This window comes from Sphingomonas metalli (genome assembly GCF_014641735.1).
Lineage (GTDB): Bacteria > Pseudomonadota > Alphaproteobacteria > Sphingomonadales > Sphingomonadaceae > Sphingomonas > Sphingomonas metalli.
Map to the genome: position 1 here is coordinate 822,262 of NZ_BMIH01000001.1, position 14,751 is coordinate 837,012.

The following is a 14,751-nucleotide window of genomic DNA, read 5'->3' on the forward strand; positions in this document are numbered from 1 at the left end:
TCCAGGTCGATAGTCGGACGGTGCCGTCAGGGCTTTTCCTGTTCGCGCGAACGCGCGACAAGGAACGCCTTCGCAAAGGAATTCGTGACATGATGGAGGAGAGCGATGGTGCTCAGGTGTCCCGCCGCGGCGTGCTCGCGGGCGGCGCGGCGACGGTCGCGGTAAGCGGCATGGACGCCGGCGAGGCGGAGGCGCAGCGGCGCGCGGCGGCGACGATCCCGCAGCCGACGACGATGCCGGTGACGCTGGAGGTCAACGGCAAGCGGCGGACGCTGGAGCTCGACACCCGCACCACCCTGCTCGATGCGCTGCGCGAGCATCTGCACCTGACTGGCAGCAAGAAGGGCTGCGACCATGGCCAGTGCGGCGCGTGCACGGTGCTGGTCGACGGCAAGCGGATCAACAGCTGCCTGTCGCTCGCGGTTATGCACGAGGGCGATTCGATCACCACGATCGAGGGGCTCGGCCGGCCGGGCGCGCTGCACCCGATGCAGGCCGCCTTCGTCAAGCATGACGGCTATCAGTGCGGCTATTGCACCCCCGGCCAGATCTGTTCCGCGGTGGCGGTGCTGGGCGAGATCAAGGCGGGCGTTCCCAGCCACGTCACCACGGACATCGCCGGCAAGCCCCCGCTGTCGGCGGGCGAGATGCGCGAGCGGATGAGCGGCAATATCTGCCGCTGCGGCGCCTATTCCAACATCATCGAGGCGATGAGCGACGTCGCCGGTCTTCCGTCGGAAGGGGTCGACGCATGAAGCCCTTCACCTACGAACGCGCTACGACCCCGGCCGACGCGGCCCGCGCGGCGCTGCGCACGCCCGGCGCGAAGTTCATCGCCGGGGGCACCAACCTGCTCGACCTGATGAAGCTCGAGATCGAGGTGCCGCGCCACCTGATCGACGTCAACGGCACCGGGCTCGACCGGATCGAGGCGACGCCGCAGGGCGGCCTGCGGATCGGCGCGCTCGTGTCCAACACCGATTGCGCCAGCGACGCGCGTGTCCGCCGCGACTATGCGGTGCTCAGCCGCGCCATCGTCGCGGGGGCGAGCGGCCAGTTGCGCAACAAGGCCACCACCGCGGGCAACCTCCTCCAGCGGACGCGTTGTCCCTATTTCTACGACACCAACCAGGCGTGCAACAAGCGGCGGCCCGGCTCGGGTTGCGCGGCGATCGGCGGGTACAGCCGCCAGCTGGCGGTGATCGGGTCGAGCGAGGCCTGCATCGCCACCTATCCCGGCGACATGGCCGTCGCGCTGCGCGTCCTCGATGCCACGGTCGAGACGGTGAAGGCGGACGGCACGACCCGCGCCATTCCGATGGCCGAGTTCCACCGCCTGCCCGGCACCACTCCGCATGTCGAGACCGCGCTGGTGCCCGGCGAATTCATCACCGCCGTCACCCTGCCCGCCCCGCTCGGCGGCCAGCATGTCTATCGCAAGGTGCGCGACCGCGCCTCCTATGCCTTTGCACTCGTCTCGGTCGCGGCAGTGATCCAGCCCGACGGGCGCGGCCGGGCCGCGATCGGCGGCATCGCGCACAAGCCCTGGCGGGTCGAGGCCGCCGAAGCGGCGATGCCCCGCGGCAGCAAGGCGGTCGCCGACCATATGCTCGCCGGCGCGAGGCCGACGCGCGACAATGCGTTCAAGGTGCCGCTGGTCGAGCGCACGCTCGCCGCGGCGATGGCAGAGGCGAAGGCCGGGAAGGCAGCGGCATGAAGTTCGATACGCCCGCGGGCACCAATCCGATCGACCAGCTCAAGGTGGTCGGCCGCCCGACCCCGCGGATCGACGGGCCGCTCAAGACCAGCGGCACCGCGCCCTATGCCTATGAACGGCACGACGTCGCGCCCAATGCCGCCTATGGCTATGTCGTCGGCGCCGGCATCGCCAAGGGCCGCATCCGCAGCATCGACCTCGCCGAGGCGAAGGCCGCGCCGGGCGTGCTCGCGATCGTCACCGCGGACAATGCCGGCAAGCTCGGCAAGGGGCGGATGAACACCGCCAGGCTGCTCGGCGGGCCGGAGATCGAGCATTATCACCAGGCGGTCGCGGTCGTGGTCGCCGAGACCTTCGAACAGGCGCGCGCCGCCGCCAACCTCATCCGCATCGACTATGCCCGCGCCAAGGGGCGGTTCGACCTCGATAGCGCGCTCAAGGCCGCGCCGCTCAAGGGCGACAGCAGCGGCGAGGGCAGCAGCGCCCCGCCGATCGACCGGGTCGGCGACTTCGACGCCGCCTTCGCCGCCGCGCCGGTGAAGCTCGACGCGCGCTACACCACGCCCGACCAGAGCCACATGATGATGGAGCCGCACGCCTCCACCGCGGCATGGGACGGCGACCGGCTGACGCTCTGGACCTCGAACCAGATGATCGCCTGGGGCAAGGGCGATGTCGCGCGCACGCTCAACATCCCGGCAGAGAATGTCCGCCTCGTCTCGCCCTATGTCGGCGGCGGGTTCGGTGGAAAGCTGTTCGTCCGCGCCGACGCGATCATGGCGGCGCTGGGCGCCAAGGCGGCCGGACGCCCGGTCAAGGTCGCGCTGACCCGGCCGATGATGCCCAACAACACCACGCATCGCCCGGCGACGGTGCAGCGCATCCGCATCGGCTGCGGGCGCGACGGCCGGATCACCGCGATCGCGCATGAAAGCGGCTCGGGCGACCTGCCCGGCGGCGGGCCGGAGACGGCGGTGTCGCAGACCAAGCTCCTCTATGCCGGCGCCAACCGGCTGACCGCGATGCGGCTCGCCGTGCTCGACCTGCCCGAGGGCAATGCGATGCGCGCGCCGGGCGAGGCGCCCGGGCTGATGGCGCTCGAAGTCGCGATGGACGAGATGGCGGAGAAGCTGGGCATGGACCCGGTCGAGTTCCGCATCCGCAACGATACGCAGGTCGATCCGGAAAAGCCCGATCGCAAATTCTCGCAGCGCCAGCTGGTCGAATGCCTGCGCCTCGGCGCCACCCGTTTCGGCTGGGACAGGCGGCAGGCGAAGCCGGGCCAGGTGCGCGACGGCCAGTGGCTGATCGGCATGGGCGTCGCGGCGGGCTTCCGCAACAATCTGCTGATGAAGTCCGCCGCGCGGGTCGGCATCGACCGCAAGGGCGTGGTGACGGTCGCGACCGACATGACCGACATCGGCACCGGCACCTATACGATCATCGCCCAGACCGCGGCGGAGACGATGGGCGTGCCGCTCGACAAGGTCGTCGTGCTGCTCGGCGACAGCGACTTTCCCGCATCCGCCGGGTCGGGCGGGCAATGGGGCGCCAACAACTCGACCGCCGGCGTCTATGCCGCCTGCATGAAGCTGCGCGAGAGCGTCGCGCAGCGGCTCGGCTTCAACTCGGGCGACGTGACGTTCGAGGGCGGCAAGGTGCGCAGCGGCAACCGCAGCGTGTCGCTGGCCGAGGCGGCGGGCGAGAACGGCCTCTCGGCGGAAGACGGAATCGAATATGGCGATCTCGCCAAGCGCTACCAGCAGTCGACCTTCGCCGGCCATTTCGTCGAGGTCGGCGTCGACCGCTGGACCGGCGAGGTGCGTGTCCGCCGCATGCTCGCGGTCTGCGCGGCCGGGCGCATCCTCAACCCGATCGCCGCGCGCAGCCAGGTCATCGGCGCGATGACGATGGGCGTCGGCGCCGCGCTGATGGAAGAGCTGGCGGTCGACACCCGCTTCGGCTTCTTCGTCAATCACGACCTCGCCGGCTACGAAGTGCCGGTCCATGCCGACATCCCGCATCAGGAGGTGATCTTCCTCGACGAGACGGACCCGATCTCCTCGCCGATGAAGGCCAAGGGCGTCGGCGAACTGGGTCTGTGCGGGGTCGGCGGCGCGATCGCCAACGCCATCTACAACGCCACCGGCGTGCGCATCCGCGACTATCCGATCACGCTCGACAAGCATCTGGCAAAGCTCGCTGCGATTCAGACGCAGGTCTGATCAATGAAGATGCTTGGACCGCCGAGAACTTGCTAACGTTAACAGCAGTTCGCATTCGCGCAAGGGACGGGTTTTCATGACGAAAGCGCGTCCCTTTCCGTATCCGACCCAAACACCGCAATTGTCACTGTGCCATTTTGACGTTCGCACGGGCCGACGTCCGGTTGCCGCCCGCGAAGCTGGTAGTTAGATACTATAGCAGTTCGCCGATCCTCGTCGGCGTCGCATGAAGCGCTAAGGGATGTTACTGCTGCCAATGTTTGCGGACGATCGGACCTTTCCCGGCCGTAAGACCCTGCGTTTCGGAGACTCGATCCGGCAATTAGATGTTCACCATAACTATTCGGGCGTCCGGCAGAACATGAGGAATTTCGGTAACCGTACGGAAACCTCGAACGCTATTGTCGACGACGAGGTCGGCGAGCATCGCGGGCCCGGCAGCCTGCGGGCGCAATGTCATCGCGACGAGCGGAAAGCCGCTGGATGATGCCGGGCGCGGCGGTGCACATCCTTGATCGGGACGCCGCCTTCTTCGGGGTGCTGGCCGACATTCTGGCCCCGCATGGGGTGAAAACCATCGTGTTCCCGCCGGAATCGGATCTGGATCGGGTCGCGACGCCCGCTGCCGAATGCATCGTCGTCGAGACCGGACTGGCGGACTTCGACGGCGTCGCGGCGATCCGGCGCCTCGTTGCGCCCCCCGCCGCGATGACCGTCGTGGCGACCGCACGGAACGCGGCGGTCGAACAGGCCGTCGCCAGTCTCAAGGCGGGCGCCATCGATTTCGTGCCCAAGCCGGATGACGGCGAACGCTGGGCGAGTTCCATCCTTCGTGCGATCGAGCAGGGGCGTGCCCGGCGCCGCCATCAGATCGCGATTCGCAAGGCGTGCGCCGCCGTCGCCTTGCTGCCGCCGCGCGAGCAGCAGGTACTCACCGCGATGATCGACGGCCTGTCGAACAAGGAGGCAGCGACGCGCATGGCCATCTCCGTCCGCACCGTCGAGATCCACCGGGCGCGGGTGATGGACAAGCTGGAAGCGCCCTCGCTCGCCATGGCGATCCGCATGGGCATCGCGGCAGGCCTGACCCCGGTTCTCATATGAATCATTAACTTAGCGTGCGATTAGGCAATCTTACGTATATCACCATTTCGGACTTACCGGTAACAGTGTAGACATTATGCTGTATAACCGCGAGCACCGAGCCGAAGCCGCCACCCGCCATCCGGCGTTTCCACGCGTGGGCAAATGGTCGTTGCAGTCGCTGAACGCCACAGCGCCCACGCCCGATCCGGCCTCCGGCTTCGGCATCCTCTGGCCCGATCAGGCGATCGAGGTCACCCAGGCGGGCCGCACCGCATCGCTGCGCGCCGGGGACCTGACGATCATCGACCGCTCGCACCCGGTCGAGATCCGGCGCGATGGCCCGTGGAGCGCCTCCCTCCTCGATCTCGGCGATCGCCGCGTCGGATCGCGCGTCGACGATCGCCTCCGCTTCGTCTGCGTGGCCCTCGACGGATCGACCGATCTGGCCCAGGCGGTGAAGCGGCTGTGGTTGCTGCTGGTCGATATCGGGCGGCTCGACCTGGGGCGTCGCGACACCGGCGACGAACTGATCGAAGCGCAACTGGCCGAGGTCATGACGGAGCTCGCCACCCGGCTGGCGGCGCAGGTCATCGATCCCCGGATCACCAGCCACGACGCCGCGATGATCGATCGCGCCCAGCTGCTCATCGCCGCGAACCTCGCCGATCCCCGCTTCGGGGTGGCCGAGCTGGCGGTGCAGATGCGCGTCTCCCCGCGCCACCTGTCCTCGCTCTTCGCCCGGCTCGGCACGACGACGTCGCAGGCGATCCTCGACGCGCGCATCGTGCAGGCCCGGCGGATGCTGACCGACCCGGTCAATGCCCGTCGCCAGATCGCCAGCATCGCACTGGCCTGCGGCTTCGACGACCAGAGCTACTTCGCGCGCTGCTTCCGCAAGGCGAGCGGGGTGACGCCCCGCGCCTATCGCGGCGGCCGCGGCCAATGATGATCGACTAGTTTCGTAGTTTCCGGATCATACTTTAAGACAAACCTGCCAGTTCTTTCTTCCTTTCGTTCTCCTTTACCTTTTCACGCCGAAGACCCGGTGGTGACGAAATCCCGGACCCGATCGCTAAGGCCCGGTTCGACAAGGAGAAGACGACGTGATCGGCTGGTTTGAAAAGGATGCTCCGATCCGCACCAAGTTCAGGGTGCTGTTCATCACCTATTCGGTTCTGTCGGCGTCTTCGCTGGCCGCGGTCGCGCTGGCCGGCACGGGCGCCCCGACGCCCGCCCTCGCGCTCGCCGCCACGGCCACCGTCCTGACGGTGATCGTCGCCGCGGTCAGCGCCCGGCTCATCACCAGCGGCTATGTCGCGACCGTGGTCCGCATGGAGGCGCTCGCCGCCGGCGACCTCCACGCCCCGATCGGCTATGGCGACTATCGGGACTGTGTCGGGCGGATGGCGCGGGCGATGCAGGTCTTCCGCGACAATGCGGAGCGCGTCGCCACCGCCGGCTCCACCCAGCAGCTCGTGGTCACCGCGCTCGGCATGGGCCTCGGCAAGCTCGCCCAGGGCGACCTGACCGGCCATATCGAGGAACCCTTCCCGAGCGAGTATGAGCCGCTGCGCCTCGACTACAACATGGCCTTGCGGGCGCTGAACGACGCGCTGGCCGCGGTCACCCGCTCGACGGCGAGCATCCGCACCGCCTCGTCGGAGATCAGCGCCGCGTCGGACGACCTGTCGCACCGGACCGAGCAACAGGCCGCCAGCCTCGAAGAGACGGCCGCGTCGATGGACCAGATCACCTCCACGGTGAAGCAGACCGCCGAAAGCGCGGCGCGGGTCAACGCCGTCGTCGGCGAGACCAAGCACGATGCCGAGGAGAGCGGCCGGGTCGTCCGCGACGCCGTCACCGCCATGGGCGGGATCGAACGGTCGAGCCAGGAGATTTCCGAGATCATCTCGGTGATCGACGGCATCGCCTTCCAGACCAACCTCCTCGCCCTCAATGCGGGGGTCGAGGCGGCGCGGGCGGGTGACGCCGGCAAGGGCTTCGCGGTCGTCGCCTCAGAGGTACGGGCGCTCGCCCAGCGTTCGGCCGACGCCGCCAAGGACGTCAAGACCCGCATCCTCGCCAGCTCCGAGCAGGTCGAGAACGGTGTCGAACTGGTCGGCGAGACCGGCAAGTCGCTGGAGCGCATCGTGGGCCGGATCGGCGAGATCAGCACGCTCGTCTCGCAGATCGCCGAATCCGCGCGCCAGCAGGCGTCCGGGCTTCAGGAAGTCCACACCGCCGTCGGCGAAATGGACAATGTGACGCAGCAGAATGCCGCGATGGTCGAGGAATCGACCGCCGCCGCGCGCAGCCTGGCCAGCGAGGCGGACGATCTGGCGCGCCATGTCGCCAAGTTCAGCCTCGCCGGCGAGGAGGCGGGCGCCGCGCTCCTCTCCGCGCCCCGTCCGGTCGCCCTGGCCGCGCCTGCCAAGATCGTCGCCCGTCCGCGCCCCCAGACCCGCGGCGCGCTCGCCCTCGCGGTCGAGCCGGACGAGGACGACTGGTCCAAATTCTGATGCGCCCCGCCGGGCCGGCGCGGCAGCGCCCCGCCGCCCGGCAGACCGAAGAGTTGATGTGAGGACATGCCGATGAACGCCATCGTGCTGCCGGCCGTGATCGACCTCGCGGCCGTCCACAGCCTCGCCGCCACGCTGCGCGGCGAGCCGGGTTCGATCCTGCTCGACGGCACGGCGGTCGAGCGGATCGGCGGGGCGGGCATCCAGCTGCTGCTGAGCGCCCATGCCACCGCCGCCGCCGCCGGCCATGTCGCCATGGTCGAACGGCCCAGCGAGGCCCTCGCCGCCGCGATCGCCACCGCCGGTGCCGGCATCCTCCTCGCCCCCGATCGCTGAAGGTAGAGCGACCATGGAACTCGACGAGATCCTCGCGATCTTCTTCCAGGAATGTGAGGAAGGACTGGCGCAGGTCGAGGCGAACCTCGCCACCGCCCGGGACACCGGTCCCGATGGCGAGACGATCAACACCATCTTTCGCGCGGTGCATTCGATCAAGGGCGGCGCCGGCGCGTTCGGCTTCGAGGCGCTGCAGGGCTTCTCGCATCATCTGGAGACGGTGCTCGACCTGATCCGCACCGGCGAGCGCACCGCCGACGCCGCGCTGACCGACCTGCTCTTCGCCGCGTTCGACGTGCTCAGCGACCATGTCGCCAGCGCGCAAAGCGGCGGCACGCCGCCGGCCGATACCGCGGTGCTGGCCCGGCTGGAGGCGGTCACCCATGGCGCGCCTGCGCCGGCTGCGGAGCCGGAGGCCGTGGACGAGGTCACGCCCGCGGTCGCCGACACGGCACCCGACGAAGAACCCATGGATTTCGACCTCGACGCGCTGCTCGCGTCGATCGACCTGCCGGCCGCGGGGGCGCCGGCAGGTCCACCCGATTGGCTGGTGCGCTTCAAGCCCGCGCGCGGCGCGTTCGACAATGGCGGCGATCCCCTGCCGCTGCTGCGCGAGCTGGAGCGGCTGGGCGGCCGTGCCGTGTCGGTCGACCTCGGCGAGCTGCCGATGCTCGACGCGCTGGTGGTCGACGAATGCTGGATCGCCTGGACCTATCGCCTGCCGGGCGAGGTGGCGCGCACCGATATCGAGGCGGTGTTCGACTTCGTGATCGACCAGTGCACGCTCGCCATTCAGAGCGAAGAGGATGCCGAGACGGCCCCCCCGCCGGCCGCCCCCGCCGTGGCATCGACCCCCGAGCCCGAGGCGGACCTACCGCCCGAAGCGGCCGCACCCGCCGCACCGCCGTCCGTCGTGCCGGCCGAGCCGCTGGCCGACCCCGTCGTGCCGCCGTCGCCGGTCGCCGCCGCCGAGCCCGCCGCGCGGGAACCGGCGGCCGCCGCGAACGCCGGCTCGGCGACCATCCGCGTCGAGCTCGACAAGCTCGACCGGCTCGTCAACCTGGTCGGCGAGCTGGTCATCACCCAGGCGATGCTGTCGCAGCGGCTGTCGATGCACGGCGTCGGCGCGATCGACGAGCTGTCCGACCTCGATCACCTGACCCGCGAACTGCAGGACAGCGCGATGTCGATCCGCGCGCAGCCGGTGAAGTCGGTGTTCAGCCGCGTGCCCCGCATCATCCGCGAACTGGAGGCCGGCACCGGCAAGCGCGTGCGGCTGGAGGTCGAGGGCGAGATGACCGAGGTCGACAAGACCGTGGTCGAGCGGATCGGCGAGCCGCTGACCCACATGATCCGCAATGCCGTCGACCACGGCCTCGAAAGCCCCGACGAGCGCGTCGCGATCGGCAAGCCGGCCGAGGGCGTGGTGCGGCTGTCGGCCGAGCATCGCTCCGGCCGGATCGTCATCTCCGTGTCCGATGACGGGCGCGGGATCGACCGGGCACGGGTGCGCGCCAAGGCGGTGGAGCGCGGCATCGTCGCGCCCGACGCGCACCTGACCGACGAGGACATCGACAATCTGATCTTCGCGCCCGGCTTCACGACCGCGGCGACGGTGTCGAACATCTCGGGCCGCGGCGTCGGCATGGACGTGGTGCGCAAGAATGTGCAGGCGCTGGGCGGCCGGATCGGCATATCCTCGCGCTTCGGCAAGGGGTCGACCTTCGCGCTCACCCTGCCGCTGACGCTCGCCATCCTCGACGGCATGGTCGTCAGCGTCGGCACCCAGACCTATGTCATCCCGCTCGCCCATGTGGTGGAGAGCCTGCGCCCCGAATCGCGCGAGGTTCGTGCCTTCGGTCCGGGCGAAGGCGTGCTCGACGTGCGCGGCACCTATCTGCCGATCCTGTCGATCGGCCGCCTGCTCGGCATCCCCGACGCCTGCACCGACCCGTCCAGCGCGGTGCTGGTCGTGGTCGAGACCGACACGGGCCAGTCGATCCTGATGGTCGACGGCATCCAGGACCAGCGCCAGGTGGTGGTGAAGAGCCTGGAGGCCAATTACGCCCCCGTCACCGGCCTGTCCGGCGCGACGGTGCTGGGCGACGGCCGCGTGGCGCTGATCCTCGACGTCGAGACGCTGGTCGCCCGCCAGCGGGCCGCCTCGCGCGATCTGGCGGCATGAGCAGCGCCGCCGCCCCGGTCGGCGACTATACGCTCGACACGGCCGAGTTCCAGGCGATCGCACGGATGACGTATGCGCATTCGGGCATCACCCTGCCCGACGGCAAGCGCAACCTCGTCTATTCGCGCCTGACCAAGCAGATCCGCCGGCGCGGGCTGCCCGGCTTCCCCGCCTATGTCGAGCTGATGCGCAACGATCCGGAGGTGCGCCGCGAGGCGATCTTCGCGCTCACCACCAATCACACCAAGCTGTTCCGCGAGAACCATCATTTCGAACATTTCGCGGCCGAGCTGCGCCCGCGCCTGATCGATGCGGCCGAACGCGGCCTGCCGGTGCGGCTCTGGTCCTCCGCCAGTTCGAGCGGCGAGGAGCCCTATTCGCTGGCGATGACGCTGCTCGGGACCGAGCGGAGCGCCGGCGCGCGCCTCGCCACGCGGGACGTCGCGATCCTCGCGACCGATCTTACGCCACACGTGCTCGGCATCGCCAAGGCGGGGCGCTACCCGGCCGAGATGGCGCGCGACATTCCGGAGCGCTACCGCCGCAGCTGGACGCGGATAGAGGGCGGCGAGCTGGTCATGGCGCCCGAGCTCCGGCGGATCGTCAGCAATCGCCAGCTCAACCTGCTCGATCCCTGGCCGATGCGCGGCAAGTTCGACGCGATCTTCTGTCGCAACGTCATGATCTATTTCGACGAGCCGACCAAGGAGCGGCTGATCGAACGCTTCGCCGAGCTGCTCGCGCCGGGCAGCTACCTCTATATCGGCCATTCGGAACGCGTGATCGGCCCGGCCGCGGCGCTGTTCGAGCCGGCCGGCAACACCATCTACCGGAGGCGCGGATGACCCGTCCCGTCCGCGTGCTGGTCGTCGACGACTCGGCGACGATGCGCAGCCTGATCGCCGCGATCCTGCGCCGCGAGCCGCAGATCGAGGTGGTTGGCGAGGCCGCCGATGCGCAGGAGGCGCGCGCCAAGATCAAGGCGCTCGATCCCGACGTGCTGACGCTCGACATCGAGATGCCGGGCATGAACGGGCTCGACTTCCTCGACAAGATCATGGCGCTCAGGCCCATGCCCGTGGTCATCGTCTCGGCGATGACCGAAAAGGGCGCGGCGGCCACCGTGCGCGCGCTTGCCGCCGGTGCGTTCGACTGTTTTCCCAAGCCCGCCTCGATCGCCGCGATCCGCGAGGATACGGTGCTGGCGCAGATCGTGCTGGCCGCGGCCCGCGGTCCCGCCCGCGCCAGCCGCCCGGCGACGCGGGCGGCGATCGGCGCCGTCGCCTCGCCCGGCGCGGCCGCGGCCGGCCGCTACATCATCGGCATCGGCGCCTCGACCGGCGGGGTCGAGACGCTGCTGGAAGTCATCGGCGGCTTTCCCGTCGACTGTCCGCCGACCGTGATCGTCCAGCACATGCCGGCGATGTTCACCGCCAGCTTCGCCGACCGGCTCGACCGCTTCTGCCCGCCCAAGGTGGCGGAAGCGGTGAGCGGCACCATCCTGCGTCCGGGCCATGTCTATCTAGCCCCCGGCGGGCGGCAGCATCTCGAGGTGGTCGGCGCGTCCGCCCCGCGCATCCGGCTGTATGAAGGGGAAACGGTCAGCGGCCACCGGCCATCGGTCGACGTGATGTTCCGCTCGCTCGCCCGGCTCGGCCGGCCCGCGGTCGGCATCCTCCTCACCGGCATGGGAGCGGACGGCGCGCAGGGCCTGCTGGAGATGCGCCGCGCCGGCATGCGCACGATCGGCCAGGACGAGGCCACCAGCGTCGTCTACGGCATGCCGGGCGTCGCGCGGGATCTCGGCGCGGTCGAGCACCAGCTGCCCGTCCACCGCGTCGCGCAGGTCGCGATGGAGCTGGCGGTATGAGGGTCGCCATCACCCAGGTCGACGGCGTGCCGCGACGGGGCAACCGGCGCGCCGACGGCCTGCGCCATATCGGGGTGATCCAGGGCGAGCGCGGCGTGTCCGGTGAGGACGACGTGATGTTCACGACCATCCTCGGCAGCTGCGTCGCGGCCTGCCTGTTCGATCCGGACGCGCAGGTCGGCGGCATCAACCACTTCCTCCTCGCCGAGCCGCAGCCGGGCCAGCGCGTCGATACCGCCACCGCGCACCGCTACGGCGTCCATGCGATGGAGCTGCTGATCAACGACATGCTCCGGCTGGGCGCGCGGCGCGACCGGCTGCGTGCGCATCTCTATGGCGGCGCCAACATCCTCGCCGGCATGCGCTCGATCGGCAGCGACAACGGCGCGTTCGCCACCCGCTTCCTCGCGCAGGAGCATATCCCGCTGATCCTCAGCGATCTCGGCGGCCGCTCCGCCCGCCGCGTCGATTTCCGGCCGGCGCTCGGCCGGTCGCGCGCCCGTCTCGTCGTCGACGCCGTCGTCGCGGCCAGCCCATCGCCCCGCCCCGCAACCCCCGCCGTCGTCAGCGGCGAACTCGATCTGTTCTGAAGGAAGGCCCCATGACCCGCACGATCATGACCGTGGACGATTCGCCCAGCATGCGCGCGCTCCTCCAGCATGCGCTGGCCGGCGAGGGCTATCGCGTCGCCAGCGCCGAGGACGGCGTCGACGCGCTCGAGCGGATCGACGCCGCCTCGCCCGACCTCGTCATCACCGACATCAACATGCCGCGCATGGACGGGTTCGAGCTGATCGAGGCGGTGCGCGGCCACAGCCGGTGGAACAACGTGCCGATCCTCGTCCTGTCGACTGAATTCTCGGACGACAAGAAGCAGCGCGCGCGCCGCGCCGGGGCGACCGGCTGGATCGTCAAGCCCTTCGACCCCGTGAAGCTGTCCGCGGCGATCCGCCGCGTCCTCGTCTGAACCTTCCTTGCCGCATCACCCGACGGAGCCCGTACGATGACCAACCGCCAGCTCATCACCTTCGAACTCTGCGACCAGTCGCTGGGGATCGACATCATGGCGATCCGCGAGATCCGCGCCTGGTCGCCGGCCACCCCCTTGCCCAACGTGCCGTCGCACATCCGCGGCGTGGTCAACCTGCGCGGCGTGGTGCTGCCGGTGCTCGACCTCAGCATGCGGCTGGGCTGGGGACTGACCGAGCCGACCACCCGCCATGTCATCATCGTCGTGCGGATCGGCGAGCAGCTGCAGGGCGTCATCGTCGATGCGGTCAACGACATCGTCACCATCCGCCCGGAGGACATGCAGCCCCTGCCCGATGTCGGATCGTCCCAGGCCGCCGCGCTGCTCGAAGGACTGGCGACGGTCGACGACCGGATGATCCTGATCCTCGATCTCGACCGGCTGGCGCCGCCCATGGCCGAGGCGGCCTGACCGGCATCGCACACGATTCTCAAGGGTGGTTGAAGGAATAGCGTCATGGCGAAGGCGAAGGTGCTGGTGGTGGACGACTCGCTGACGATGCGGGCGCTCGTCTCGGGCATGTTGGAGAAGGACAAGGACATCCAGGTCGTCGGCCTTGCCGATGGCGCCGAGGAGGCGCGACGGATGGTCAAGGATCTGAAGCCCACCGTGATGACGCTCGACGTCGAGATGCCCGGGATGAGCGGGCTCGAATATCTCGCCGAGATCATGGAGCAGAACCCGATGCCGGTGGTGATGTTCTCGACGCTCACGGCCAAGGGGGCGGAAAGCTCGATCGAGGCGCTGCGGCTCGGCGCGCTCGACTGCTATCCCAAGCCGACCCGCGCCACGCCCGACGAGGTGCAGGCGGCGATCGGCAAGCTCGCCAAGACGGTGAAGGAGGCCCCCGCCCGCTTCCGCGCGCTGCACGACGCCACCGCCAAGCCCGCCGCCAAGACCAGCAGCGAGCCGTTCACGTGGAACGGCAAGCTCGTCGCGATCGGCTGCGACGTCGCCAGCACCAAGGCGCTGTTCGACGTGCTCGGCAGCTGGCCCGCGGACGGGCCGCCGGTGATCGTGATTCAGCACATGCGCCCCGAGCTCGCCGACGGGATGATCGCCAAGCTCTCCGCCGCGGTTGCGCCGCGCGTGGTCGAGGCGAGCGAGGGACTCCGGCCCGAACCGGGCATGATCGTCTTCGCCCGCCCCGGCGAGCGACATGTCTATGTCGACCAGTGGCCCGGCGGCAGCATCCGCCTGCTCGACAAGCCGCCCTTCGCGGGCGCGCGCCCGTCCATCTCGCTGATGCTGGCCACGCTCGCCAAGACCGCGGCGGACAAGACGATCGGCGTGATGCTGGCGGGCGGCGACGATGGCGGACAGGGCGCCGCCGCGCTGCGCGGCGCGCGCGGCTTCGCGGTCGCACCGGCGGAGGACGGCTCGGGCACGCTGGAGCTCGGCCGCGGCATGGCGCTCCAGCCGATCAGGATCGGCGAGATCGCCAAGACGGTGCTGGACATGTGCCGTGGCTGATCCGGCCCCGCTCAGCCTGCATGGGGCGCTCGCCGCCGAGCTCGAGGCGGTGCGGCGCGAACTGGAGGCGACGGCGCTGCGCCTCTGCCTCGATCCCGTCGTGTTCCTGAAACATGCCGACGCGCTGCAGGGCTTCGACCGGCTCGCCCAGACCATCGCCGAGGCCGCCGGCGTCCTGCGCAGCGAGGCCGATCCCGACACGACGCTCGCCGCCATCCGGCTGGAGGCCATGCGGGCGCGGCTGGTGCTGGCGACGGGGGCGTATTGAGCCACCTCCCGTAATGAGGGGGAAGAATGTTCCACGTGGAAC

Annotated in this window: 16 protein-coding genes; all 16 read left to right on the forward strand. The window is 69.8% G+C overall.

Annotated elements, in window-relative coordinates; genetic code table 11:
- Positions 1–92: 92 nt before the first annotated feature.
- The 16 genes from paoA (at position 93) to IEX18_RS04230 (ending at position 14,709) form a co-directional block, all read left to right on the forward strand.
- A complete protein-coding gene (paoA, locus tag IEX18_RS04155; protein WP_188657836.1) occupies positions 93–755 on the forward strand; it encodes an aldehyde dehydrogenase iron-sulfur subunit PaoA in 663 nt (220 codons plus the stop codon).
- Complete coding sequence (locus IEX18_RS04160) at positions 752–1,717, forward strand: FAD binding domain-containing protein (RefSeq protein WP_188657358.1); 966 nt, start codon at positions 752–754, stop codon at positions 1,715–1,717. The genes paoA and IEX18_RS04160 overlap by 4 nt, the downstream gene beginning before the upstream one ends.
- Positions 1,714–3,942 (forward strand): aldehyde oxidoreductase molybdenum-binding subunit PaoC, encoded by a 2,229-nt coding sequence (gene paoC / locus IEX18_RS04165; protein ID WP_188657361.1) that lies wholly within the window; start codon positions 1,714–1,716, stop codon positions 3,940–3,942. Before IEX18_RS04160 ends, paoC begins: the two co-directional genes overlap by 4 nt.
- A 241-nt stretch (positions 3,943–4,183) precedes the next feature.
- Complete coding sequence (locus tag IEX18_RS04170) at positions 4,184–4,429, forward strand: hypothetical protein (RefSeq protein WP_188657363.1); 246 nt, start codon at positions 4,184–4,186, stop codon at positions 4,427–4,429.
- Positions 4,426–5,046: a response regulator transcription factor gene (locus IEX18_RS04175; RefSeq protein WP_188657365.1), complete on the forward strand. Its 621-nt coding sequence runs from the start codon at positions 4,426–4,428 to the stop codon at positions 5,044–5,046. The genes IEX18_RS04170 and IEX18_RS04175 overlap by 4 nt, the downstream gene beginning before the upstream one ends.
- Positions 5,047–5,122: 76 nt before the next feature.
- Positions 5,123–5,974, forward strand: a complete 852-nt coding sequence (locus tag IEX18_RS04180) for a helix-turn-helix domain-containing protein (protein ID WP_188657367.1) — start codon at positions 5,123–5,125, stop codon at positions 5,972–5,974.
- A gap of 157 nt (positions 5,975–6,131) precedes the next feature.
- The gene (locus tag IEX18_RS04185) at positions 6,132–7,547 is read left to right on the forward strand and encodes a methyl-accepting chemotaxis protein (RefSeq protein ID WP_188657369.1); all 1,416 of its coding nucleotides are present in this window, start codon (positions 6,132–6,134) and stop codon (positions 7,545–7,547) included.
- A 72-nt stretch (positions 7,548–7,619) separates the two neighbouring features.
- Positions 7,620–7,883: an STAS domain-containing protein gene (locus IEX18_RS04190; RefSeq protein WP_188657371.1), complete on the forward strand. Its 264-nt coding sequence runs from the start codon at positions 7,620–7,622 to the stop codon at positions 7,881–7,883.
- Between the two features lie 13 nt (positions 7,884–7,896).
- On the forward strand, positions 7,897–10,068 hold the full coding sequence (locus IEX18_RS04195; RefSeq protein WP_188657374.1) for a chemotaxis protein CheA: 2,172 nt from the start codon (positions 7,897–7,899) through the stop codon (positions 10,066–10,068).
- Positions 10,065–10,913 (forward strand): CheR family methyltransferase, encoded by an 849-nt coding sequence (locus IEX18_RS04200; protein WP_188657376.1) that lies wholly within the window; start codon positions 10,065–10,067, stop codon positions 10,911–10,913. Before IEX18_RS04195 ends, IEX18_RS04200 begins: the two co-directional genes overlap by 4 nt.
- A complete protein-coding gene (locus IEX18_RS04205; protein WP_188657378.1) occupies positions 10,910–11,938 on the forward strand; it encodes a protein-glutamate methylesterase/protein-glutamine glutaminase in 1,029 nt (342 codons plus the stop codon). The genes IEX18_RS04200 and IEX18_RS04205 overlap by 4 nt, the downstream gene beginning before the upstream one ends.
- Positions 11,935–12,528 carry a chemotaxis protein CheD gene (locus IEX18_RS04210; protein WP_188657380.1) on the forward strand — a complete coding sequence of 198 codons (594 nt, stop codon included), beginning with the start codon at positions 11,935–11,937 and terminating at the stop codon, positions 12,526–12,528. Before IEX18_RS04205 ends, IEX18_RS04210 begins: the two co-directional genes overlap by 4 nt.
- Before the next feature lie 11 nt (positions 12,529–12,539).
- The gene (locus IEX18_RS04215) at positions 12,540–12,905 is read left to right on the forward strand and encodes a response regulator (RefSeq protein ID WP_188657382.1); all 366 of its coding nucleotides are present in this window, start codon (positions 12,540–12,542) and stop codon (positions 12,903–12,905) included.
- A 36-nt stretch (positions 12,906–12,941) separates the two neighbouring features.
- Positions 12,942–13,379 (forward strand): chemotaxis protein CheW, encoded by a 438-nt coding sequence (locus tag IEX18_RS04220; protein WP_188657384.1) that lies wholly within the window; start codon positions 12,942–12,944, stop codon positions 13,377–13,379.
- Positions 13,380–13,424: 45 nt separating this feature from the next.
- Complete coding sequence (locus IEX18_RS04225) at positions 13,425–14,441, forward strand: chemotaxis protein CheB (RefSeq protein ID WP_188657386.1); 1,017 nt, start codon at positions 13,425–13,427, stop codon at positions 14,439–14,441.
- A complete protein-coding gene (locus IEX18_RS04230; protein ID WP_188657387.1) occupies positions 14,434–14,709 on the forward strand; it encodes a hypothetical protein in 276 nt (91 codons plus the stop codon). The genes IEX18_RS04225 and IEX18_RS04230 overlap by 8 nt, the downstream gene beginning before the upstream one ends.
- The last annotated feature ends 42 nt before the right edge of the window (positions 14,710–14,751 follow it).

Coding starts and splice junctions, on each gene's coding strand:
- paoA (WP_188657836.1), top strand. CDS start 93: ATGGAGGAGAGCGATGGTGCTCAGGTGTCCCGCCGCGGCGTGCTCGCG.
- IEX18_RS04160 (WP_188657358.1), top strand. CDS start 752: ATGAAGCCCTTCACCTACGAACGCGCTACGACCCCGGCCGACGCGGCC.
- paoC (WP_188657361.1), top strand. CDS start 1,714: ATGAAGTTCGATACGCCCGCGGGCACCAATCCGATCGACCAGCTCAAG.
- IEX18_RS04170 (WP_188657363.1), top strand. CDS start 4,184: ATGTTACTGCTGCCAATGTTTGCGGACGATCGGACCTTTCCCGGCCGT.
- IEX18_RS04175 (WP_188657365.1), top strand. CDS start 4,426: ATGATGCCGGGCGCGGCGGTGCACATCCTTGATCGGGACGCCGCCTTC.
- IEX18_RS04180 (WP_188657367.1), top strand. CDS start 5,123: ATGCTGTATAACCGCGAGCACCGAGCCGAAGCCGCCACCCGCCATCCG.
- IEX18_RS04190 (WP_188657371.1), top strand. CDS start 7,620: ATGAACGCCATCGTGCTGCCGGCCGTGATCGACCTCGCGGCCGTCCAC.
- IEX18_RS04195 (WP_188657374.1), top strand. CDS start 7,897: ATGGAACTCGACGAGATCCTCGCGATCTTCTTCCAGGAATGTGAGGAA.
- IEX18_RS04200 (WP_188657376.1), top strand. CDS start 10,065: ATGAGCAGCGCCGCCGCCCCGGTCGGCGACTATACGCTCGACACGGCC.
- IEX18_RS04205 (WP_188657378.1), top strand. CDS start 10,910: ATGACCCGTCCCGTCCGCGTGCTGGTCGTCGACGACTCGGCGACGATG.
- IEX18_RS04210 (WP_188657380.1), top strand. CDS start 11,935: ATGAGGGTCGCCATCACCCAGGTCGACGGCGTGCCGCGACGGGGCAAC.
- IEX18_RS04215 (WP_188657382.1), top strand. CDS start 12,540: ATGACCCGCACGATCATGACCGTGGACGATTCGCCCAGCATGCGCGCG.
- IEX18_RS04220 (WP_188657384.1), top strand. CDS start 12,942: ATGACCAACCGCCAGCTCATCACCTTCGAACTCTGCGACCAGTCGCTG.
- IEX18_RS04225 (WP_188657386.1), top strand. CDS start 13,425: ATGGCGAAGGCGAAGGTGCTGGTGGTGGACGACTCGCTGACGATGCGG.